Source organism: Paenibacillus cymbidii (genome assembly GCF_004764705.1).
GTDB lineage: Bacteria > Bacillota > Bacilli > Paenibacillales > NBRC-103111 > Paenibacillus_AN > Paenibacillus_AN cymbidii.
This window is the reverse complement of the sequence record NZ_SHLX01000009.1, coordinates 29697-51668: the sequence shown is the minus strand read 5'-3', so window position 1 is coordinate 51668 and position 21972 is coordinate 29697. Positions and strand designations below refer to the sequence as shown.

Sequence of the window (21972 nt, the reverse complement as noted above, 5' to 3'; positions counted from 1 at the left end):
CCTTCTATGTCGCAAAATGAGTCGATTTCGTCGAACTGCGTCATATCGTCACTGCTGGATATGCCTTGTCGGCAAGCTTCTGCTTCTTCTCCGCGCGCTTCTGCTTCCTGACGACCTCTTTTTCCGCCAATCGCGTCACAGCCCGATCCCAGTCACCCGGCTCCATCTCCCGATCGTCGATCAGCCATGGCCGCTTGACGGCGTCTTCTTCCCATGCTGCACGAATAAGTTCAATTTCTTCGGCGCTAATCAGTTCAATCGGCACACGATGCAACGGATTTTCATCGTACGCCCGCAACGTGTTGACCTCCTGTTGTGCCTGCAGCAGCTCCGTTAGCAGGTACTTGCGCGCGTGGATCGCGAGGCAACCTTTCCCAGGCCCGAGCGGCGTCCGGTTACGTCGGTAACCGCTGCGCCAGTCCGGATGCTTCTTCGGATTGTGAGCGTCCTTCAAAAGCTGGCGCCATTCGGTGAGCGGCTTCATCCACTCGTACTTCGCGGACATGTTCTCCGTGCTCCGGTCCTTGGTGATCGGCGGGCACACCCAGCAGCCGAACCGGGCACCGCATGCCTGAGTCGCCTTGACGGAGCCGCCGGGATTGATAAGCGCGCACTCGCCGGTCGCATCCTTGTAAAGCTTGCGAATCTCGTCCGATGATCCCCACGGCAGCGCATTGAGCAATACCTGCCACACCTCGTCCGTCGTCCATTCGACGATCGGCATGTAGATGCGCCGCCCGTCACTGTACGGGCTGACGGTAAACCGGCTCCCGCGCTCCTCGCGATATGTCTCGATGGTCGCGGCCCGCCTTGTCGACTCCTCCGTCCGGCTGCCGATCAACTGCAGGCATGGATTGACGTCGGTCAAGCGCTGGTTTTGCGGCTCAATCTTCAAAGCGTGGGTACAGTAACGGTCATCCCCGTTCGTGGGCAACGTCCAGCCCCATCCGAGCCACCCGACCCACACGCTCCGCTTAATCGGCCGTGAAACGATTTCGGCTGTCAGCGGCATCGCATTCTGCCGGGCCCAGCGATTGACGGCCCGCACTTGCCGGCGCATATAGTCCTCGAGGATCGGGTTTTCGATCTTGGTATCCGACATGATGACGATAACTTCCCGAGTCCGCTTCGACGACGGGAGCATCTGCAGCGCCCGGCAGACAAGCGCGAGTACCGTCGTGCTGTCCTTGCCGCCGCTCCAGCTCACCGCCCACGGCCGCCCTTGCGTGTCAGGATCGCAATACTGCTCGGCGATTTCGGCCACTGCCGCCATGACTTTCGTTTGCAAGTCCATTCCCCAAGCTCCTCTCTATGTCGCTTCATGAGTCGACTATGCTATTTCGAAATGTTTTTCGACGATTGCTCTTACCTTGGTTCGATCATGATTTTTCGAGATATCCTGCATTACTTGCTTTGATTGAAAACCGCGACTTTCCCGCTTGGAAGTGTCCCGGAATTCCCATGACTCTTCCATCAATCTGTTCGCGTAGTTGCCCTGAATAAAATAAATATCGCCAGTATCATTGATGTTGTATCTGCCGCGAATATTTCCGCTCGACCATTCTGGATCAAGATCGCCAAGGCGAATTGGCCTGGGGTTATCGCCGGATCGTTTGTACTCCATCAATTCGGCTGCGAACAGGCGAGCTTTTTCCAAAAAATCATGCGTGTGATGAACAATGAAAAAATGGCGGGAATAGTAGTATTGCGAAACTATTAGAGTGTACTTAAAAGGCGATTCCATTGACTAAATGACCTCCTTCGCAATGCTGCGGTAATCCCGAATGACGTTGCCGTTCCGGTCGAAATACCGCGTCTCCCACCATGGATGGCAATTCTCACCGTAATGTCGGCCGTCAAAACACACGTCCAGGTTGCCACTTCTGTTCGATCCGACGATGGTGCCCATTTGCCCGGCGACTTCGATCCGCATCCCCATATAAGCAAAGGGGAGGTTGCGCATTTTGATGACATGAGCAAAGCTGTCGGGGTTGCCGAATAAATCGGATACCTTGAATTTGCCGACGAGCTTGCAACGCAAATGCCGAACGACTTCTCCGAATGGTTCTTCCCATAGTCCGTCTTGTAGATAGTGCCAATAGGCGTATTTTGCTTTTCCACTCGTCGCCGCCTGCACCTCTTGAACACACCATTCATCATCCCATGGTTTGGATTGTACCCATACGCGGTATGTGTTCATCAACTGCTACCCTCCCATTCGAACAAACTGATTTGTTCCTGTGTTGCCGCCGCGATAGGATTGATCCAAATGACCTCTGTTCGTTGCCCGAAATTCATTACTTTTCCCTTGATAACTTCTCGTTTCCAGTGAACTAGCTTTTCTTTATACAATTGGCTTTCATAGCCTGATATTATGGCCGGCCCACTGTGATCATTGAGTGAGTCGAGCAGAATCATATGTTCCTCTTCCGTCATTTCACACTGATAAAGTTTCCCGACTCGACTCGAAAGCACATATGGCGGATCGGCATATATGAGGACTTCTGGCCGATTAAATCGTTTGATTATTTCTATAGCTGGCTTATTCTCGATGTTAACTTGTTTCAATCGGTCGGCAGCAATCATGATTCTGTCCGGTATATAATTCCAATCTCGAACAACCTTGTCGCCATAAGCACATCTGTATCCTGACTTTCCATCAGTCTTAACTCGAATGGCTTGCCAACACTTAATCAAGAATCTCCTTGCACGTTCGATATCATGCCCGATTTCCATCTGTGCTGCATCGTATTCTTCCCGTGCAAATGGGGTTAATTTAATCGCAATGGCCAGCTTTTCTGGCTGTTCCCGAATGACTCTAAATAAATTCACGATGTCTCCACTGACGTCATTTATTACTTCTTGTTCCGACGCATTCTTGTTGAAGAGAACAGCTCCACTTCCGAAAAACGGTTCGATGTATGTTTGATGTTCCGGCATGTGCGAAATGATCCATTCCGCTATGCTCCACTTGCTGCCGGGGTAATGCAGGATACGTCGAACGCTCATTGTCACCCCTCCCATTCGAATAAACTCAGTTGCCTTTGTGCTACAGCGGCTATGGGGTTTATCCATAGGACTTCCATTCGCTGTCGGCCCGCCTCGGCTTTAGCGACTTTTTCAAATCGACTCCAATGTCGTAATCGATCGTCGTAAAGCGAGCTGGCGTATCCCGACAATAGTACCGGTCCGGTATGAGCATCCAATGCTTCAAGCAACTTTACATGGTCGTCGTCGGTCATTTCATAGGCATAAATGCGACTACTACGAGTTGATAGCACATACGGTGGATCCGCATAAATGAGAACGTCTGAATGGCGGTATCGCTCGATCAGCCGGACTGCATCTTGATTTTCAATTTGAACGCTCTTTAGTCGGTCAGTTGCAATGAGTATTCGCTCAGGAAGTTCCCGCCATTGTTCATTCGCAAGCTTATGAGGGCTCTTTTCCGCTTGTACATTGCTGCGCCATCCTGTTCTATCGCTGGACTTTGCTCCGATTGCCTGCCACGTCCGAAGTAAGAAGCGCCGCGCCTTTTCAAGTGGGTCGTCGGTTAACTGGTAGGATTGGTAATACTCCGCACGCGAATATGGTGTCCAATACACTTGTCGGGCCAGTTCCTCCGGTCGACTTCGAATAACTTCGAACAAATTCGTTACGTCGTTGCTGGCGTCGTTTATCGTTTCGATCTTCGACCTTGGTTTGCTGAACAAAACGGCGCCCGAGCCAAAGAACGGTTCCACATATGTCTGATGATCCGGCATGTGCGAAATGATCCATTCCGCTATGCTCCACTTGCTGCCGGGGTAGTGCAGGATGCGAGGAATGCTCATGCCTCGCACCGGCCATGCGGGCAATCGTTGCCGTATACATCCGATTCGGTCACTGCGTCAGGCGGGATTAACTCGCCGTCCTGGATGACCAGTTCCAGTTGTTCGGGATCGGTCATGCCTTCTCACCTCCGCGGGTCAATAATGGCGCTGTCGCAAACACGCTGTTTTCTTCGTCGTCGCCGGACATGATGATGAGTTTGCCGGGACCTTGAAGCCGAATTCGAAATTCGTCATTTTCAATGGCGTGCAACGATTCGAGGAATAAGTCTCCGTTAACCGTAATGGGGATCATTTCGCCAGTAAATTCCTGGACAGAAACAAAATCCTCCGCATTCCCCGTTGTTGCGGATACCGATACACCTTCGGCCGTTGCTTTGATGCTGATTTCATCGTTTTCTGCCGCCAACAACGTCAATTCGACCGCCGAAATAAATTCTTTCGTTTTAAGTCGGAACATGGTCTTTTCCTTGAATTTATTGAGGTTCTGGATGGTTTCAACCGGATACGCAGTTTCGATAATCCTTGAATACACGACGATGCTTCCGGAATGAAGCACGAACCATGAACGAGTCACGGAAAACGAGACATCATCGCGGATCAGCTTCGCTATGTCCTTGAGTACAGGACCGGAAACCAGTACATTCATTTCGACATCCGAATCGATGTCGTCAGACACGTGCGCCATCTTTGACTTTTTATCCGCTGCCATGAATCTGATTTTTTTTGCGGCCGAAGCGATATAAACGCCGCACAATGCAGGGAGCCTCTCGTCTTTCGATACGGCGTATGCAGACAAATTTACAAGGTCCTTAAACGCCTTGGCCTGCATCGTTATCATCGCTTCGGCCATTGCGTGTGGTAATTCGGGGTAAAGGTCGGCCGGTTCCGAACCGCAGACTATTTTGGTTTTCCCCGTCGAAATTGTCGCCCTATTGTCAACGACGTCGATCGTTATAAGTGCGTCAGGCATTTTGGAAATGATGTCGTGAATTTTATTTGCGGCTATGACAGCAGCTCCGAAGCGCTCGACTTGACAGTCTTCGCGTTCGAACGATGCGATAACAAACATCTCCAGATTGCCGCCTGTAATGCGCAATTTGTCCGTTTCGGCTTGTATCAATACGCCATCAAGGATGGGGATTGTCCCCTTTGCACTTGCCGCCTTAACCGCTTGCGTGAGCGGCGGCAATAATCTCGATTTTTCAATTTGGAACTTCAAGTTGCTACCCTCCCAGTAATCCGTTATGCCGGCGCTCAATCCGTTCGGCACGCGCCATGTCTATTGCCAGTACGACCACTTCGTCTGGATCGCGGTCAAATACCTCCGCAATCTCAGCGATGGACATACCGCTTGTCCACAGACGAAAACGGTTCCTCTTACGCCTCATAGTTGCCTCAGTAACTGCGATACAGATTCGCGGTGCTCCTCAAGATACCGATGCTTGTCCCGCTTGAAATCATCCGTCGTTACCCATTCGCGGTCCGGACCGGTATCGACGATGAACTCAGTCAGGTTGTGGGTCTGGCGGATCATGACTCCGAAACAGCGAAGCGTCCACAGGGCAATATGCAAATCGCATTTACGCCGGTACTCAAGGTTTGGGATTAGTCGAAACAATCGTTGCCATAATGGGCTGTCACGTAAATCCGGGCGCGGATCGTCCCACAAATACCGAAGATCAGTCACTGCCGATCACTCCCTTGCCCCTGATGCGCTGGCGCCCTGGGTTTATTATCGCTGTCCAGTTTGCGGGCCAATTTCTGCATCGCTTCACGTTCAGCGTCGGTAATCGTCTCCCCTGGCCCGTTGTCGACGATTGCCAATTTCGGCTTGCTGGACGAAGGTTGTCCGCTGCCGCCGCTTTTTGGGGGTCGCGGTAGCGTCCATGGCTCGGCATGTCCCGTCTTCCGCCATTCGCGAAGCACCTTTTCGATGTACGACAGCTTCGGAGCTCCTTGTACTGCCGCCGCCTCAATAGCGCGCTTGGTCCAGTCTTCCCCGTAATCCATATCAAGTGATGCGAGTCGTTCGCGTATTCCGTCGCTCGGATTGCCAATGAATCGTTGCCATGCGCCGAACACGTTCTCCCGGTCGTATCTTGGTTTCGGGGCTTCGAAATTCGGTTGAGGCGGCAACGGCAATTCGTCCGCCGCGTCCGAAGGGTTGTTGATGTTGGTTTGTACTGTACTGTTTGTACTGTACTGTACTGTATTGTTATCTACGTCAGACATCCCATGGTTGTCCGCTGGATGTCCTTCGGACATCTCTTGGACATCCGAACCATTCACCGCACCATTTCCGTGGCTGTCCTGCGGACGTCCGCTTGATGTCTGCCGCTTGTTACGTGCGTTTCGCTTACGCTCGGCATCGCTGGCCTTGTTGGCGAGAAACTTTCCGCCGTATTGCTGCCAGTCGTGCAAATGCAGTTCGTTGCCGCGTCGTTCGATCCATCCAGGCTTATGGCCTCCGGCTGTAAGGAGTGCATCTATTAACTGATCTGCGTCCCCCGTCCAACCAATCGCTTCGGCGATATCTTCCGATTCATGCCAACTCAAGTTGCCATCTTTGGCATAGTCAAGCGCCCAGTACCACAATAGATGCAGGTGCCCAATTGCTGTTGGCACAGTCACACCCAATTTACGGGCAAACTTTTTCGTTTTGGGGTGCCCTCCCAAACTCTGATGGCTCTCTATCCATGCCATCAATCCCACTCCTCGCACCATTGGCTTTCGATAGCCTGGGCAATGGTAACGACAGCCTCAGCGTTGCGCTTGAGGTGTGACGCTATCCCGTCTTGCACCAATGACCGCTTGAAACGAATGCCCTCTATCGTCCTGTCCATCCAGTTGTGACAGTCGGCGCAAGAGTCGAGCAAATCATTCGCCGTTGTCTTCCAGTCGATTTGCTTGCGGCCAATAATGTGCGCCTGATTAACGGCGAATGCTCCGCCGCAACATCGCCGCACCTCACATACGCCACCCGAACGTTCCCTTACCTCCGCGCGAACGCGATTGCAAATTTCGCCTTTCTGGCGCTGGTTCAATCCCTCCACCTTCCTCCTCGTCTGTGTTCTACGATGTAAGTAACGATTACAATAACAATGCCTACGATATAAACCGTCAAAAACGCGCCGGCGATGGTCAAGTGTTCACCGCCCTTTTGAAGTACTGCCAATTGTCCGAAATAACATCCCTCGCGAGTTGGCGGGCGATGTCCGCTCCGATTACCTGCACAATCTTTTTCTTGTCCGTCACACCTGTCCGCTCAATTACTGCTTGCCGGTACCCACTCACGTAAGCATGTGTACTGGCGAGGGCGTCGATATGTTCAAAATACTTCGACCGTTCTGCGCAGTCTTTTGCATCCCCGACCAATCGGTCGACGAGAGCCAATACCTCATCGCGGTCGATTGGGATCGGCTGCTCCGGCTTTTTCCGGGCCATTTAAAACCCTCCTTGTCAAACTGCAAAAGGATTGGATATAATAACTGGGTCATTTCTTTTCGATTGGGCCGCTGCTCGTAACAGCGGCCTTTTTCTTTTGTCGTTGTTCGAACCGATAAGCCGCGTAAACCAAAAGCACATTCGCGACGCCGAGGACAGCGATCGTCACCCATTCCAGCAAATCGTTTCCTCCTTTCGTCATGCACTTGGGGTATTGGTTTCGCCGCGCAAACTCTGCTGTTCGGCTTCTCGCTCAAGTCGCGCCTTCCATCTGGCACACCAATCAACGACTTTAGCATATAATTCAGGACTGGCTTTCGATATTGCGCCTTTGAGTTCGGATTGATTCGCGCTCAATTGTGTGACTCCTTTCCAGGAAAGTATCTTTTCATCAACTTCACAATTACAATTAAGTATCCTTTAGGACACTTTTTTACTAAAAAAAATTGCAATGAATTCTGTTTGATCGACTTTCAACTCGTCGGCAATTGCGATCATCTCATTGCGGTAAAATTCGCTTTTGCCATTAAGCTTACGATAAAACGCGCTTCTACTCATGCAAACACCACGATTCTTCAATCTAGCGAGAAGTTCAGGGACGTTGAGCCCGATAATAATAAGCTTGGCTTTAAGTGCCTTGGCGTCCAATATCGCCAACCTCCTTTCGGTAAATAGTGTCGTCAAGGACACTTTCATATTACTGTTCAGCACTAACATTGTCAACCCCTTTAGGACACTTTTTTGCGCCATCATGCGAATAAAGTTGCATATAAGACACTTTTATTTTATAATCGATACAGAAACGGAGGAACAAAAATGAACGGTGAGCATTTGAAGAAGAGAAGGACTAACTTGAAAATGACTCTTGAGGAAGTCGGTAAAATGGTTGGTGTTGGAAAAAGCACGGTCAGAAAGTGGGAGACTGGCGACATCGAGAATATGAAACGTGATAAAATCGCTCTACTCGCAACAGCTCTTAGAACGACACCGCTCTACATCATGGGTTTATCGTCTGACGCCGGTGAAGTTGATTTTAATACCGACGGCCGCATTCCTCTCATAGGCACGATCTGTGCTGGTGACGGGCTTTTTGCAGAAGAAAATATTGAAGATTACGTACATTATCCGTTCAAGGAAAAGCGGCAGCCGGATTACGCCCTTCGCGTCAAAGGCGATTCCATGGAGGGTGCCGGTATTGATGATGGGGATATCGTCTATATGCGAAAAGCGCAGTGGGCAGAATTCAATGGCCAGATTGTCGCGGCGATCATTGGTAATGAGAACGGAACGCTAAAACACCTTCGATGGAACATTGATTCTCCTACCGTCCAGCTCACACCCGAAAACGACAAATATGAAACGATCGAAGTGTATCCTAATCAAATCTCTATCTGCGGCCTATATACAGGACATTTTAAACCGGAAAAGAGACGAGAACAATGAGAGCAGTCATTTACAAACGCGTGTCTGCCCTGAAAAATGGTTCTGACGGAACATCGCTTGATATGCAGCAGGAACGACTCGAAGCATACGCTAAGGCGCAAGGTTGGGATGTGACGGACGTATACGAGGACCCCGGAATATCGGCCAAGGACACGAATCGTCCTGAATTACAGCGAATGCTTAAAGATGCCGAGACGGGGAAATTCGACGTCATACTCGTTTACAAGTTAGACCGACTATCTCGTTCAGTTTCGGACTTCCATCGACTTTCTAATTTCCTTGAAACACATAAAGTTGCGCTTGTGTCCGTTACCCAGCATTTAGATACGTCCTCGTCGACAGGGAGGCTGCTTCGAAACATCCTTGTCGATTTCGCTAACTTCGAACGCGAACTAATCACAGAACGTACTGTGGACAGCAAATTGCGCCGCGCCGAGGAAGGCAAGTGGAACGGCGGTCATGCCCCATACGGATATAAACTTGTAGATAAACGGCCTGTTGTCGTACCCGAAGAAGCTGAAATTGTCAGGAAAATATACGCCCTTTATCTTGCGAGAAAAAGCATGCGGCAGGTTGCGCGAATCACAGGAATATCGTTTTCGAAGGTTGAGTTAGTCCTGATGAACCCTTTGTACTCCGGGAAAATCGCTTGGGGAAAAACCAGGTATAAGGATCATAAAGGGCAGTTTCGACGCATGCCGCAAGATAAATGGATTATGGCTGACGGTGAACACGAGGCTATTATCACGTTCGAGGACTGGCAACGCGTCCAGGATATCAAGCAGGAAAAGAAAAACATACCGGATGAACGCAGCCCGAAGCAATTATTTAAGGACTTATGCTTTTGTGCCCAATGCTCCAAAAAACTATATTTTTTTAGTGGGGGAAAAGAAACGCATTTTTATTACCGCTGTCACGACGTGAATAAATTTGAAGGCTGCAAACAAACCGTTGTCAGACAGCATGAATTGGAAACTAAGGTCGTCCGAAAAATGAATGAGCTTTTGGAAAACGGTGATTTTTGGCGTCAGGTAGAGGCTCAAGCAAAGAAGAAGGAACGGAGCGATGAGCAAGAAACGGAGCCGCTAGACGCACAGATGGAGAGATTAAATGGGCAGATTAAGCGGCTGGTAATGCAGATGGCGGATGCTGACATTGCGCATTTAATCAAGCCATCATTGCTACGACTTGAAAACGAAAGGAAAACGCTACACGAACAGAAAACTGCGATGTTAAAAGTCGTGCAGAAGAGTATGCGATCCATTTCACACGAAGTAATGAAGGATATCGCTTCAAACTGGAGTCTATTGACCTTTGAAGAGAAATCAGAAGGTATCCGTATCTTAATAAAAGCTGCACATTGCACGACCGACAAAGTGACTATTGAATGGACCGATTCGAATTTACCTAGTTGCGATATACTTTTAGACGAACGTTACGCCAATGGGATTATCCGCGCTTTTCGTTTTTGAAACAGTCTAAGTAAAGGTGTAGACGTCGTCGACAACCGCGACCCGGATACGTCGACGACGGTTGTCCGCTAGCGTCGCGGCGAGTTCCGCCATCCCGCCCCCATCGACGGCAAAAGCGCCGCTCAAATCGGCCAGCCGCTCGCGCCGGCTCTTGAAGCTTTGCTTGTCGGTATGGCGCACGCGCAGCAGCAGCGGCAGAACCGGCACGCCAACGCCACTGCCCAGCGCCGAGGCCATTTGCTCCGCCTGGTTGAAACCGCGCTCCTCCAGCCGGCCGGCGTTGAGCGGCACATAAGTGATGCAATCGAAGCCTCCCTGCAGCTGCGGGCTGGAAATATGCGCTTCATACGGCTTGCGCAGCATCCGTGCAAACAGCGCGAGCAACGCCTCGTCGCCGCGGTACTTGTACCTCGCCAGCAGGTGCCTCATCGCCTCGTCGTAGCGAACGGCGCTGCGGCTTTGCACAAAATGCGTACGCTCGCGCCGGCCGCAATCCGGGCAACTCTCGCCGCGACCGCAAGTGGCGCAGCGCACCGCCGCTATCCACGGGATAGCGGGCGCACAAGCCGGACATAGACCGAGCGTTGCGGCCGACACGCCACGGACGCGACGCGCGCAGATCGGGCACGCGCCGGGTGCCGATTCGCGCAGCATGCTCCCGGCAGAGCCGAACAGCCGGGCCAGCAGCTTGCGGATCAGGCTTTCGCGGCTGCCAATCATAAGCGGTCGCCCCCTTCCCCGAGCAGGTAGCCGCTGCGCCGAGCGAGCCGGTTCATGCGCACAATCTGGCGGATCGCCCCTTGCTGGGCGGCCGTCCGCTCGGGCGACACCAACCACACATTGCCGGCCGGATCGTCTTTCGAGCGTCCGGCCCGCCCCGCCATCTGGACGAGCGCCGCCTCGTCGAACAGCCGCGAATCCGCGCCGAGCACGAACACATCGGACTTCGGCACCGTTACGCCCCGCTCCAGAATCGTCGTAGTCACCAGCACCCGGGTATCCGTGTGCCGAAACGACATGACCTTGTCCGCGCGTTCGTCGTCCTGCGACGAGGTGCCGTGAATCGCAAAGCCGGGGAATGTGCGGCGCAGCAGTTCTACCAGCGGTGCCGCCAGCTTGATGCGCGGCACGAACAGGAACAGCTGCGCGCCGCGATCGAGCGATTGGCGCAGCTTGTCCACAAGCGGCTGCGGGAGCCTTCCCGCCTGCAGCCAGCGCTCGACCGGCGCCGCGCGCAGATGGCGCGGCACGGGCAACGGGTGCCGGTGAAACCGCACCGGCACTTTGGCGCAGCCGATGCGGCCGGCGGCTGCCGCAGCCTGCAGCGGTTTCGGCGGCGTCGCCGACAGCAGCACGAAGCGGCCGCCGGGCTTGCAGGCTTGGCGCGCCGCGTGCTCCAGCACGAGACTATTATGAAACGGAAACGCGTCGATTTCATCGAGAATGACAAGGTCGAAGCCGCGCCAGAAGCGCATCAGCTGATGCGTCGTCGCCAGCGTCACCTCGCCCCGCTCCCAGCGCTGCTGGCTGCCGCCATAAAGCGTCACCAACGCCCGCTGCGGGAAGGCGGCAGCCACTCGCGGCGCCAGTTCCAGCACAACGTCGCGCCGCGGCGTAGCCACCAGCACGCGCCCGCCGCGCAGCAGCTCATCTTCGATGAGCGGAAAAATCATCTCGGTTTTGCCCGCCCCGGTCACAGCCCAATACAAAAACGCGAGCGGCTCTCCAGCGTCAGCCGCCCTCCCTCGCCGCAGCATGCGCTCCTGCCCGTCGCCGCGCAGAAACCGCAGCCCCGCCAGCGACGCTTCCGTCTGCGCCGGGCTAAGCCGCCACCGCCGCAGCCGCTCGCGCAGCTCCGCCTCCGCCGGCGGCGCAACCCAACCCGCTGCCCCGCTTCGCGCAGCGGGCAGTTCCCTCGTTGCCGCTGCGCGAACAAGCAGCGAGCAGAACCGGGAGCGCCCCATCTGCAGGCACTCCTCGCAATAAGGGCATGGCCCGCCGCAATCGGCACACATGGCGGCCATCTGCAAGCGCTCGCCGCCGCTCCCGCACCGGCGGCACCGATACGTGCGGCCGCGCCGCCACAGTCGGCGCCGCTCCTTGCAGGCGACGCCGCCAAGCAGCTCGATGCCGCCGCGCAAATACGCCGCCTGGACGAGCCCGGGCCATTCGTCCGTCAGCCCGGTCAACGTGCTGCCGGCAAGCATCTGCACCAGCTCGTCCTTCAACAGCATGCGGCCGGCAAGCAGCCGCCCCAGCACCTCCGCTTCCCGCGGCCGATCGGCGCCGTCGCCGCGCATTGCATCTCCCCGCCTCGCCGCACTCGCTCCCGCACCGCCTCGCTCACCTTGCCGCACCGCTCCTGCCGCACTCGCCCCAGCGGCAGCTTCTTCCGCCGCCTCTTCCCGGCTCCAGCCTGCTTCCAACTGCAGCCGTTGCAGCAATTCCTGCGGCGCCCCCAGCGCCGCAAGCCGATTCACGATTTCCCTCCCGACATCGTCCCGTTTCCCCGCAGCAAGCGCCATCCTTGCCGCTTGCCGCTTCTCTTGCTCCAAACCGTCCCGGACCCACAACGCTTGTCCAAGCGACAATGCAGGCGCGAGCCGCACCACGCCGTTCTCCGGCGCCACGCCCCGCTCCGTCCAATACGCCCGGTCCACCCGCCAGTCCAGCGTCACCCGCCATTGCCAACCGGCATCGGCAAGCCGCACCGCATACACAACTGCCTTCACTCCCGCTCCTTCCTCGCGCGTTCTTTGGCAGAAATCGCGCCTTGTCGATTTGCGCACTTCCCCGGCTTCCGCTGTAAGCGGTTACCACTGGGGCATAGAAAACCGTTCCGTTCCTTGAAATCGGCTCAGCCGCGTAACGATAAAACTTTCCTCCGCATGCTCCGCCATATAGCGGTCCGCATCGTCGCCCGCGCCTCCGATTTCCACCTCGCCATGCCGCTCGGCAAACTGGCGCACAATTTTCATCGTGTCGTCCTCCGAGCCTTCGTCAAACACCGTCACGACGACGTTCCGTCCCCGCCAATACGAAAAAAACAACAGACATCGCAAGAACCACTCTGCTTGATGTTGGTTGTTTTTGACCATGAGTATGTGTCGAACCGGTTGAGCGCGCCCCAGGCGGCGCTGCCGGGCGTATGCGAGATGAATAGCGGCGATGGCGATCCCGTAAGCGCCAAAAAACAACAGCAATCCGATCATCATTGCGGCCCACTCCCCGAGGTGAAGTCCCGGCTTCCCGCGGAAAGCCTTTGGGAACAGTATATGCCGCAACGATGTCCGACGTGCCAACTGCTTTACAGCGTCACCCAGCCGTTCTTGATCGCGATGATAACCGCTTGTGTGCGGTCGTCGACTTCCATCTTCTGCAGAATGCTACTGACGTGGTTTTTGACCGTCTTTTCGCTGATGAACAGAAACTCGCCGATCGACTTGTTGCTTTTGCCCTCGGCCATCAGCCGCAGCACTTCCGCCTCGCGCCGGGTCAGCGGGTTGTTCGACGTATGGACGAATTTGACGCCGGCTTCCTTCGCGGCCACATTGTTGCTGACGACACCCATCTCGTCCAGGTACGTCATGCGGCGCAGCTGATTGATCAGCTTGCCGGTCACTTTGGGATGAATGTAGGCATGTCCCGCCACAACGGAACGAATCGCATTAATCAGCGACTCGGCTTCCATGTCTTTCAACAAGTAGCCGGAAGCGCCTTTGCGCAGCGTTTCGAATACATAGCTCTCGTCGTCGTGAATCGACAGAATGATGACCTTGATCGACGGAAAAATGTCTTTCAGCTTCTCCGTAGCCACAACGCCGTTCTCCACCGGCATGTTGATGTCCATCAGCACGATGTCGGGGTGCAGTTCGTTGCAAAGCTCCAGCGCCTGGATGCCGTCGCCGCATTCGCCGATCACTTCCAGATCGTTCTCCATGTTGATGATGCGTTTGACGCCTTCGCGAAAGAGCTGGTGATCGTCTGCTAGTATGATTTTGATAGCGCCGGTATTGCGTCCTTTCTCCATTCGCTAATCCTCCTTGTGTTCGTTGATCGGGATGAGCATCGTAACCTTCGTGCCTTCGCCTTTGCCCGAATCGAAGTCGATCCGGCCTTCCAGCAAGTCGATCCGTTCGCGCATGCCCATGATGCCGAAATTTTTCCCTTTGGCGATCTTCGCCTCCACAAAGTCGACCTCGAATCCGACGCCGTTATCCTGGATGACGAGCTTGATCATATGCTTCTGGTATGTCACCTCAAGCGACAGATACGTAGCCCCCGCATGCTTCAGCACGTTCGAGAACACTTCCTGCACGAGCCGGTACACGGCGACCTCCATGCCGGAGGGCAGCCGCGTCTCCCGGCCGAGCAGCTCGAAGTGCGTGCGGATCTTCGTCTTGTCCTCGAAATCCTGCACATACTTGCGGAGCGTCGGGACGAGACCCAGGTCGTCCAGCGCCATCGGCCGGAGGTTGAAAATAATTTTCCGCACCTCTTCCAATCCGCCGCGCATTTGGCCCTTCAGGTCGGAGAGCTCGTCCTTCACCGCCGTGTATTCCTGCTTGCCGAGCATGCGCTCGGCAATTTCCGTTCGCAGGACGACGTTCGCCATCGTTTGCGCCAGGCCGTCGTGAATTTCCCGCGCAATCCGCTTCCGCTCGTCCTCCTGCGCCAAAATGACCTTGAGCCCGAGCATCTGCCTGTTTTTGGCCGATTCCAGTATGCGCGTGACCTGGTTGAGATCGCCCGACAAATATTCGAGCACGACGTTCATTTGCGATACGACCGTTTCCGCCCGCTCCACTTGCTTGTCCGTATTTTTGATCCGCTTCTGAAGGTCGTCCCGGCGCAAGCGCAGATGCGATTCCTTCTCGCGGAATACCGTCAGCTGCAGCTGAAGATTCGTTGCCGCCTCGTAAGCGACCCGAATGTCCTCTTCCTTGTAGCGATGAAAGTCGCGGCTCACTTCCGTCAGCCGAATGCGCGACCTCCGGTATTCGAGTTCCAGTTTGTCCACTTTGTCGATCGTGGTGGTCGTTTCTTCGATTACGGCTTGCAGCTCTTTGTTCAGGGCTTCCCGCTCGGCGCGAACATTCTCGCAAATCTCAAAAATTTGATACTTGCTGCTCTCCATGACTCCTATGGCGTTTTTAATGACGCGATCGATGGCATCGACTTGATGCACAGTCCCGGGCCCCTTTGCTACGTACCGAATCATTTCTTTCTATACTACCATATTTGCCCTTGATTGATGTGATTAAAATGTACTAATTTTACGCCAGGCTTACGGTCCGCGTCGTTTCGTTCCAGCTGACGGTCCAGCCGAAGCCCTGGGTCAGCACGCGCAGCGGCACCATCGTATAGTCGTTTTTGATCATTGGCGCCACTTCCGCCGCAACGACCGTCCCGCCGATGTTCAGATTGGGGTTGCCGATCCACAGCTCGCCCAGCCGATCGCCCTGCTTCACCGTCACTTTGCGCTCCGCCTCGTTCCACTCGACGGATCCGCCAAGCGCCTGAATCACGAACCGCAGCGGCACCAGCGTGTTGTCATTGACGATTTCCGGCGCCGCATCCACCGTTTGTTTGGCTCCGTTCACCGTAATCGTGCGGCTGCCGATAGTCAATTGCACCTGATTGCGCGGCGCCTCCGCGAGCGGCTTCTCGTACAGGAACGCGATGTCGTCGACCTTGATCGCCCCGCGTTTTGCGCGTTCGTCCTGTCCTACCGGCGGATTGGCCAAATAAACCTTGCGCAGCTTGACCGGATAGGTCATCTGCTGCGAGACCAAATCGGCGGTTACCGTCCGCCATCCCGTCCAGCTGAGCGAGTCGGTAAACGGCACATAATACAGCTTTCCGTCCGCATCGATCATTTCCGCGCGCAGCCAGTTGAGGCTCTTGTCGCCCTCTACATTCATCACCATCGTCCGGGGTTCGCCTTCCAGCGTGACGCCGGTGCCGCCATCGCCGAAGGCGATGTAGGAGGCAAGCGTGCCGGAGCCGCCCGTCATGTCATAGTTCATGTAGACGGCTTTGCTGACCGATCCCGCGGCTCCGGCGGCCGAAACGATGCCTACCTGCCCTTTTACGCCCGCTGTCCCGGTAAAAGAGACCGGAAGCGTCTTGGCGTCAAAATCGGCCAACACCCGCTTCTCTCCGACCGGCAGCGTCGCCATGGCATGCATCCCGTCGTAAGAGGCGGTGATTGCGCCTTTGGCGGCGCCGTCCATGCTGTAGACGTGCAGCACGCCGTCCGTTACCGTGCCCTGGAAGCCGCTTGCCTCCCATGAGAAAAGATTGCCCGGAAGCACGCGCTCGACACCGGCCTTCGTCGTGACCTTCACCTTGAGCGCAACGTCGGCGCCTTCGATCAGCGAGCTGGCCGCCGGCTGAACTTGCATCGATGCGATGTCGCCCCGGCCGATGACTTGTACGTCAAGCGTGCCTTTGCCGAGTCCTGCGGCGGCAGTGAGGGTCGTTTTGCCCGCGGCGGTTGCCGTGAACGTGCCGTTCTCCAGCGTGCCGACCGCATTCGAACTATTCCATTGCCAACTGGTCTGCGTGGCGTCCACGGGGTTGTAATATTCGTCGTAAGCCTTGATGCCGTAAGTCGCCTTCTCGCCGATCAGCAGCTGTTGCTTGCCGCTGAGCTGGATGCCTTTTACTTGCCCTTTCGGCGCCGTCGAAAACACGCCCAGCCCGTTGACGACCGGCCGTTCGTAGTTGTTTTCGGTTGTGCCGACAAGCGTCGCCCCCGTCTCGCCGAGCGGCCGCGACACCATCTGCGTCGAGCCGCCTCCGTCGAGGTTCAGCCCCATCCACAGTCCGAGCGAAATCATGAACTGCTGCAGCTCGGGCAGCGACATGCCGGCGCTGTTCCCGCCCTTGTCGGCGGTGATGATGTAAGCGTACCGCTGATCGAGCGGATAACCGACCGCCGTGCGCGAGCGGTAGCTGCCCGGATCCGGCGCGTTCGACTGGATCGACTCGGCTTGTCCCTGATTGACGAGCAGCGGCTGGCCGCCGATCATCGTTTTGAACTTGGCCGTGTCGTACTGCTTCGTCGGATCGAGCGGCGCCAGGCTGTATTCGGCTTTGATCTTGTCGCCGACCTTGACGTGCTGGCGAATGAATGCCGCCCCTTTCCCTTCCGTGCGCAAAATATACCCGTCGCTCGGCGCCAGCATGTCCAGCGCGCCTTCCTTCTTCTGCATCACGACGCCGTTCTGCACGAGCACCTCGAGCAAATCGGTCGCCCGGTCGACGGCCCGCACCTTGGAGCCCCAGGCATCGGTGTACAGGTGGATCGCGTCCACGTGGCTGTGTTCGCCGCTGGGCACGAACCAGTAGGGCGCCTTGTTGACGCCGGCGATGTCGAACGTCGCCCCGTCTGCCGCCGTCACCTTGCCCGAGAACGTAAACTGGTCAATGATTGGCGTGTTGTTCTTCGAAACGGCGAACTGGTAAATGCCCGGCAGGAAAGGCGCGCTCGATTCCAGCGTGCCGCCGGTAATTTGCGCCCCGATCGGCGCTCCGTCGCCGGCCGTCGCGAAGAAATCGCCGTTCACCGCGGCAACGGCGCCTGTGTCCGCCGCCATGCCTTTTACCGTCTCCTTCTTCGTGAACTGGCCGTCCACCCCGGCTATGACGTCCAGCTTCACGTTCGGATTTTGCAAGTCGACCACGATCACGTGCACATTCGTTTGTACGGCATTGGTGCCGCGTGTCGCGCTCCAGACATAATTGCGCAGCGTCGCGCCTGCGGTGATCGGCTCCTCGCTTACGATTTTGGCGCTGGCGCCTGTTGTCGCCGCTGCGTACGCCACCGGCTGCTTGCCCGGCAGCCAGCCGGCCGTCTGCGCCGGAATCGCCAGCGACGCCAGCAGCAGCATCGACAACAGCCGCCTCCTGCTGCGGTTCGATTTATGTTTCTTCGTTTCCTGTGCCTTTCGCATCTTGTTGCTGCTCCTCTCCTCTTGACCGCGACCGACGTTTCCTCTCGGCCATTCTCCTATCTCTCTCTATCGAATTGCCTACTATAATAGACCCCGGTTTTCGTCGTTTGGTTGCGCTGGGATAAAAAAACGCCACTTCTCGCCGGGAGAAGTGACGTTCTTCGTCAGTGAGGCACGAATCAGTTGGACGGAATCCCTGCGTAAATCGTTTGCGACGCCGCCGGCATCATGGATTTGCCAAACACTTTTAAAGCCGAATTGTTTATGACCGTTATCTTGGCAAACGTTCCTCCCTGGAGCGCTTGGGTAAATCGAACGTGGAACGTCTTTCCGCCCGGATCACGCGTTACAGTACCTGTCACGGACTGCAAGTCGACGACGGCCGAGTCTCCTGCCAATTGTCCCTCCACTTGGAATAACAAGATGGAGTCGTTGCGTGAGAAACTGATATTCCTCGCCGCAATTCCCGACGGAAATTCGAAGTTAGCCAGTTGGTCATCGCTATTAAGCGCTAACGAGTACGGGCTGTCAGCAATTGCGACCGGTTGGTCGAAGCCGAATGTGATGCCCATCTTGTCCGTGTCTACGGTCGGGGGAATGAGCTTGGGTCCGACCAGATTACTCATACCGGCAAATTGGATTGTTTTCCCGCTGGTTATTCCCGCCATACCGGTATGTTCCGCGGGCACCGCTCTTGTCCCGTCCGCATTCATGATGGAGGAAGAGAGAGCCAAATAATACATCCTGCCTGCCGTTAAATTTTGCCCCAAATGCAAGGTAGCCTTTTTCATCAACGGATCGTAATCCACATTCCAGGTCGGTTGAGGATCCACCAGAATGCTGCCATCACTGTCGCTGGTTATTGCATAATGATTGCGGACGAGTACGGCGTTGCCCATCTGCTCCGGATAAAATACCTCGATCGTCCGCGCGTCTGTGGCCACGACCGAGATCGTGCCGAGCGATGCCATAGTGGCCGGAGGTCCGGCGAAGCTGAAATAGCCATCGCCCGGATCCGGTTGGATATAGCCGGAGCGGTCGGACAAGAAACTGTTGGACAACGTCGGATACAGAATCAATCGGTAAATGGTCCCGGTCGCGAGCGTCGGGCTCGTTCGGAACGACCATATTTTACTGCTCGTGTTTGCCACCGGGGCACCGTTTAACAAGCTGATTGGAGCCGATCCGTAACTATCAGCCGCTGTCCCGATTTTGGCGAACTGGTTTAAATCATCTACTTTTGCAGGCGAATCGAAATACACTTGTATCGTAAACGGATCGACAGCGACTACTCCTGTAACAAGAATCTTGCGAGTATTGTCCTTTCCGGTGAATGTCAGCGGCGCTGCCTCCGGTTTCAGCACATCGCCCGAAGTCGTCAGTTCAAACGTGTTCGAAGCTCCGGCAAACGCGTCTGGATTGCTTGCCACTAGAATCAGCCTGTTCGCTTCGCTGGGGCTCTTGTATGCATTCATCCCGCCAAAATAAGGCTCGCCCGGTATCGCATATGTCGCTCCGCCTACGGATACCTGCAAGAGATCGGGTACGATTTCTCCCGTGGAAGATTGATAAAGCGGTCCGGCAATTGACAAATCCGCCACGTCGCGATCGAACGTTACTGCCAGCGTCTGTCGGTCGAGCGCTTGAACGTTCATAATCGTCGGCTTGGTGTTGAGGAGATAGACGAAACTTATCGAAACCCAGGTTTCGCTTCCGCCCGGACTAAGCAACGACTCCAACACCACGTTGTAAAGTTTATACGGTACCTCCACGCTGTCCCTCAGATCAATGACAATCCCTTTACCGGCAGCAGCTGTCGCTTCCTCCGCCTTGTAACCGAATTTCTGCGCGTCCGCTGCGGTCGCGGCTCGTTTGACAGCGCCGGTAAATGCGGCCTCCGTCCCATTGCTCGGGGTGATTTTTAACGTAGCGGCAGTTAAAGATGATGGGTCGTAGCCGTCAGTCAACTCGATATAAAGCAGCTTGTCATCGATCTGCTGCGCTCTGGCGGTTGCCAGCGGCGGCATCTCTTTGTTCTTTCCTGCAAAATAAGTTGTGGAGCGGGCGAGATCGACGGCATTCCCGCTATTGTCGGTTATACCCGTCACGGTGACAATTTTATATAGGGTTGACGCCGTTTGCGATGCCGTATGAAGCACCAGCTTATCGCTCGCTTCCCGCGTGATCCCCGTAACGGCAAGCGTTCCCGTTCCGGAATAGAGCGCAATTGCAATTGCAGCCGAACCTGTCATTAGCACCGACTCGGAGAAGGTCAGCAGCACTTCCGTATTGGAACGGGCCGTTGCGTTAAAGGTGGGCGGCGTATGATCATCCGGAGGAGTCGATGATCCTCCGCCTGAAGGCGTATCGCCACCTGTAGAGCCTCCTCCTCCGGTCGGGCCTCCGCCAACTGGACCTCCGCCACCCGGCGCTCCCGACGGGGGTACCGACGCGGTGGGCGAAGCGGACGGAGTCGGCGAAGGAGATGGCGAAACGCTTCCTTTCTGCTGCACCTCCTCCGTCTTCACTTCAAGTTCCGAACCGGCGGCTTGTTCGCCGAAAATCACTTTGGTGATCGTTCCTTCGCCAAAAGCCTTAATAATTGCATTCGCAAGCATCGTAAGGACCGTAACCTCTTTGCCCAGCGATACCGACGAATCCGACGCCCCTTCGTCAAACAGAAGGTTGCCGATCGATCCTTCCGGCACAACCAGAATGACTTGACCTGCGGCGACATTAACGTCGGCGAAAGTGCCCGACAGCGTAACCGTGGAACCGGCGGGAAGCGATTCGCTTAGCGTAACTTGTCCAAAACCGCCTCCTGACGATTGGGTCGTATCCAATGTTGCGCTGGTATTGATTTGAACGGATACAACCGTTGTGTTTCCTTCGGAAACAATACGAACCGTACCGTCTTTTTTGTCTATCGTAACCACAGCAATGATGCAGTTGACGAAATGAACACTGTGTTCACCGCCGCCATTCACAATCGTTTCGCCGCGCACTGTGACGGACTGCAAATTCACATCGCCATCGCCTACTTGCCCGGAAATCCGCAGATTGCCCTCTATAACCGTATTTTTCAACGTAATATCCGGGGCATCGATGACAACGTCACCTGCGATCGTCGTCACCTTGTCATCAGATCCGTAGACCGCTCCTTTTTCGCTATAAACCACTTCTGCCGGCTTTAGATGCACTGCTTTATCCAGCATTGTCACGGCTTCCGCTCTCGTAATCGGATGCGTGGGACGGAACGCGCCGTCCGGGTACCCGGACAATACATCTCTATGTACGAGTTCGGTGGTAGCTTCCATGCTCCAATCGGCGATATCTGCCGCGTCTGCAAACGATGCTGCCTGCCGATTGCCAGGCTCAAGCTTGAGCAGTCGCGCCAGCATGACCGCAGCCTCCTGCCGGCTGATCGACTGGGAAGGGCGCAACGTGCCGTCTTCATACCCATCGAGAATTCCGGCGTAAACGGCATGCGATACCGCAGTTTCGAACCACTCGCCTCCCTGAGTGTCCTGGAAAGCTGGCTTGACTTCTCCCGCTTGCAACTCAAACGCCCGATCCATCATCGCCAAATATTCCGCACGGCTGACCGTTTGATCCGGCCGGTAGCTTCCGTCCGCGTATCCTTGCAGCCACCCTTTCGCCGTCCATTCCATCAACTGCTTCTCGGCCCAATGTCCGGACCGATCGTCTTTCGCCTGCTCGGCGCTCGCCGCTGGAATCCAAATCGACGCAAGTAACGATAATATCGTCAAAAATAGAACTACTTTGCGGTGAAATAATTTCATCATTTTTATACGGGTC

The 21972-nt window shown here is 55.3% G+C and carries 22 protein-coding genes; 2 read left to right on the top strand and 20 right to left on the bottom strand.

The window, feature by feature from the left end:
• Positions 1 to 40: 40 nt before the first annotated feature.
• The 13 genes from EXY20_RS14055 to EXY20_RS14005 all read right to left on the bottom strand — a co-directional run bounded on the left by EXY20_RS14055 (position 41) and on the right by EXY20_RS14005 (position 7925).
• On the bottom strand, positions 41 to 1294 hold the full coding sequence (locus tag EXY20_RS14055; protein WP_135552070.1) for a phosphoadenosine phosphosulfate reductase domain-containing protein: 1254 nt from the start codon (positions 1292 to 1294) through the stop codon (positions 41 to 43).
• Positions 1295 to 1330: 36 nt separating this feature from the next.
• The gene (locus tag EXY20_RS14050; protein WP_135552068.1) at positions 1331 to 1744 is read right to left on the bottom strand and encodes a hypothetical protein; all 414 of its coding nucleotides are present in this window, start codon (positions 1742 to 1744) and stop codon (positions 1331 to 1333) included.
• A gap of 3 nt (positions 1745 to 1747) precedes the next feature.
• Complete coding sequence (locus EXY20_RS14045; protein ID WP_135552066.1) at positions 1748 to 2200, bottom strand: hypothetical protein; 453 nt, start codon at positions 2198 to 2200, stop codon at positions 1748 to 1750.
• Positions 2200 to 3009, bottom strand: a complete 810-nt coding sequence (locus EXY20_RS14040; protein ID WP_135552064.1) for a DNA adenine methylase — start codon at positions 3007 to 3009, stop codon at positions 2200 to 2202. The genes EXY20_RS14045 and EXY20_RS14040 overlap by 1 nt, the downstream gene beginning before the upstream one ends.
• Before the next feature lie 2 nt (positions 3010 to 3011).
• Positions 3012 to 3833, bottom strand: a complete 822-nt coding sequence (locus EXY20_RS14035) for a DNA adenine methylase (protein WP_135552062.1) — start codon at positions 3831 to 3833, stop codon at positions 3012 to 3014.
• 112 nt (positions 3834 to 3945) lie between these two features.
• Positions 3946 to 5052, bottom strand: a complete 1107-nt coding sequence (gene dnaN, locus EXY20_RS14030) for a DNA polymerase III subunit beta (RefSeq protein ID WP_167859216.1) — start codon at positions 5050 to 5052, stop codon at positions 3946 to 3948.
• Between the two features lie 165 nt (positions 5053 to 5217).
• On the bottom strand, positions 5218 to 5520 hold the full coding sequence (locus EXY20_RS14025; RefSeq protein ID WP_135552058.1) for a hypothetical protein: 303 nt from the start codon (positions 5518 to 5520) through the stop codon (positions 5218 to 5220).
• Positions 5517 to 6536, bottom strand: coding sequence for a DnaD domain-containing protein (locus EXY20_RS14020; RefSeq protein WP_135552056.1), 1020 nt, complete (start codon positions 6534 to 6536; stop codon positions 5517 to 5519). Before EXY20_RS14020 ends, EXY20_RS14025 begins: the two co-directional genes overlap by 4 nt.
• Positions 6536 to 6877, bottom strand: coding sequence for a hypothetical protein (locus EXY20_RS14015; RefSeq protein ID WP_135552054.1), 342 nt, complete (start codon positions 6875 to 6877; stop codon positions 6536 to 6538). The genes EXY20_RS14020 and EXY20_RS14015 overlap by 1 nt, the downstream gene beginning before the upstream one ends.
• A gap of 97 nt (positions 6878 to 6974) precedes the next feature.
• Complete coding sequence (locus EXY20_RS14010) at positions 6975 to 7277, bottom strand: hypothetical protein (RefSeq protein ID WP_135552052.1); 303 nt, start codon at positions 7275 to 7277, stop codon at positions 6975 to 6977.
• A gap of 49 nt (positions 7278 to 7326) precedes the next feature.
• Positions 7327 to 7458 (bottom strand): hypothetical protein, encoded by a 132-nt coding sequence (locus EXY20_RS40265; protein ID WP_268966410.1) that lies wholly within the window; start codon positions 7456 to 7458, stop codon positions 7327 to 7329.
• A gap of 17 nt (positions 7459 to 7475) precedes the next feature.
• Positions 7476 to 7634: a hypothetical protein gene (locus tag EXY20_RS38905; protein WP_167859215.1), complete on the bottom strand. Its 159-nt coding sequence runs from the start codon at positions 7632 to 7634 to the stop codon at positions 7476 to 7478.
• Positions 7635 to 7697: 63 nt separating this feature from the next.
• Positions 7698 to 7925 carry a hypothetical protein gene (locus tag EXY20_RS14005; protein WP_135552050.1) on the bottom strand — a complete coding sequence of 76 codons (228 nt, stop codon included), beginning with the start codon at positions 7923 to 7925 and terminating at the stop codon, positions 7698 to 7700.
• Between the two features lie 168 nt (positions 7926 to 8093).
• Here EXY20_RS14005 and EXY20_RS14000 point away from each other — a divergent pair, with 168 nt between their 5' ends.
• Together EXY20_RS14000 and EXY20_RS13995 are read left to right on the top strand one after the other, a co-directional pair.
• On the top strand, positions 8094 to 8720 hold the full coding sequence (locus EXY20_RS14000) for a LexA family protein (RefSeq protein WP_207671271.1): 627 nt from the start codon (positions 8094 to 8096) through the stop codon (positions 8718 to 8720).
• The gene (locus EXY20_RS13995) at positions 8717 to 10192 is read left to right on the top strand and encodes a recombinase family protein (protein WP_135552048.1); all 1476 of its coding nucleotides are present in this window, start codon (positions 8717 to 8719) and stop codon (positions 10190 to 10192) included. Before EXY20_RS14000 ends, EXY20_RS13995 begins: the two co-directional genes overlap by 4 nt.
• A gap of 6 nt (positions 10193 to 10198) precedes the next feature.
• Here EXY20_RS13995 and EXY20_RS13990 read toward each other — a convergent pair whose 3' ends face one another.
• From EXY20_RS13990 to EXY20_RS13960, 7 genes are all read right to left on the bottom strand, one after another.
• Positions 10199 to 10912, bottom strand: a complete 714-nt coding sequence (locus EXY20_RS13990; protein WP_135552046.1) for a ComF family protein — start codon at positions 10910 to 10912, stop codon at positions 10199 to 10201.
• Positions 10909 to 12924 carry a helicase-related protein gene (locus EXY20_RS13985; protein ID WP_135552043.1) on the bottom strand — a complete coding sequence of 672 codons (2016 nt, stop codon included), beginning with the start codon at positions 12922 to 12924 and terminating at the stop codon, positions 10909 to 10911. The genes EXY20_RS13990 and EXY20_RS13985 overlap by 4 nt, the downstream gene beginning before the upstream one ends.
• A gap of 81 nt (positions 12925 to 13005) precedes the next feature.
• Positions 13006 to 13407, bottom strand: a complete 402-nt coding sequence (locus tag EXY20_RS13980; RefSeq protein ID WP_135552041.1) for a hypothetical protein — start codon at positions 13405 to 13407, stop codon at positions 13006 to 13008.
• 92 nt (positions 13408 to 13499) lie between these two features.
• Entirely contained in the window at positions 13500 to 14222 is a 723-nt protein-coding gene (locus EXY20_RS13975; RefSeq protein ID WP_135552039.1) for a response regulator, read from the bottom strand.
• Between the two features lie 3 nt (positions 14223 to 14225).
• Positions 14226 to 15380, bottom strand: coding sequence for a sensor histidine kinase (locus EXY20_RS13970; RefSeq protein WP_268966409.1), 1155 nt, complete (start codon positions 15378 to 15380; stop codon positions 14226 to 14228).
• Positions 15381 to 15468: 88 nt separating this feature from the next.
• Entirely contained in the window at positions 15469 to 18153 is a 2685-nt protein-coding gene (locus tag EXY20_RS13965; protein WP_135552035.1) for a stalk domain-containing protein, read from the bottom strand.
• Positions 18154 to 18332: 179 nt separating this feature from the next.
• Complete coding sequence (locus EXY20_RS13960; RefSeq protein WP_135552033.1) at positions 18333 to 21959, bottom strand: S-layer homology domain-containing protein; 3627 nt, start codon at positions 21957 to 21959, stop codon at positions 18333 to 18335.
• Between the last annotated feature and the right edge of the window lie 13 nt (positions 21960 to 21972).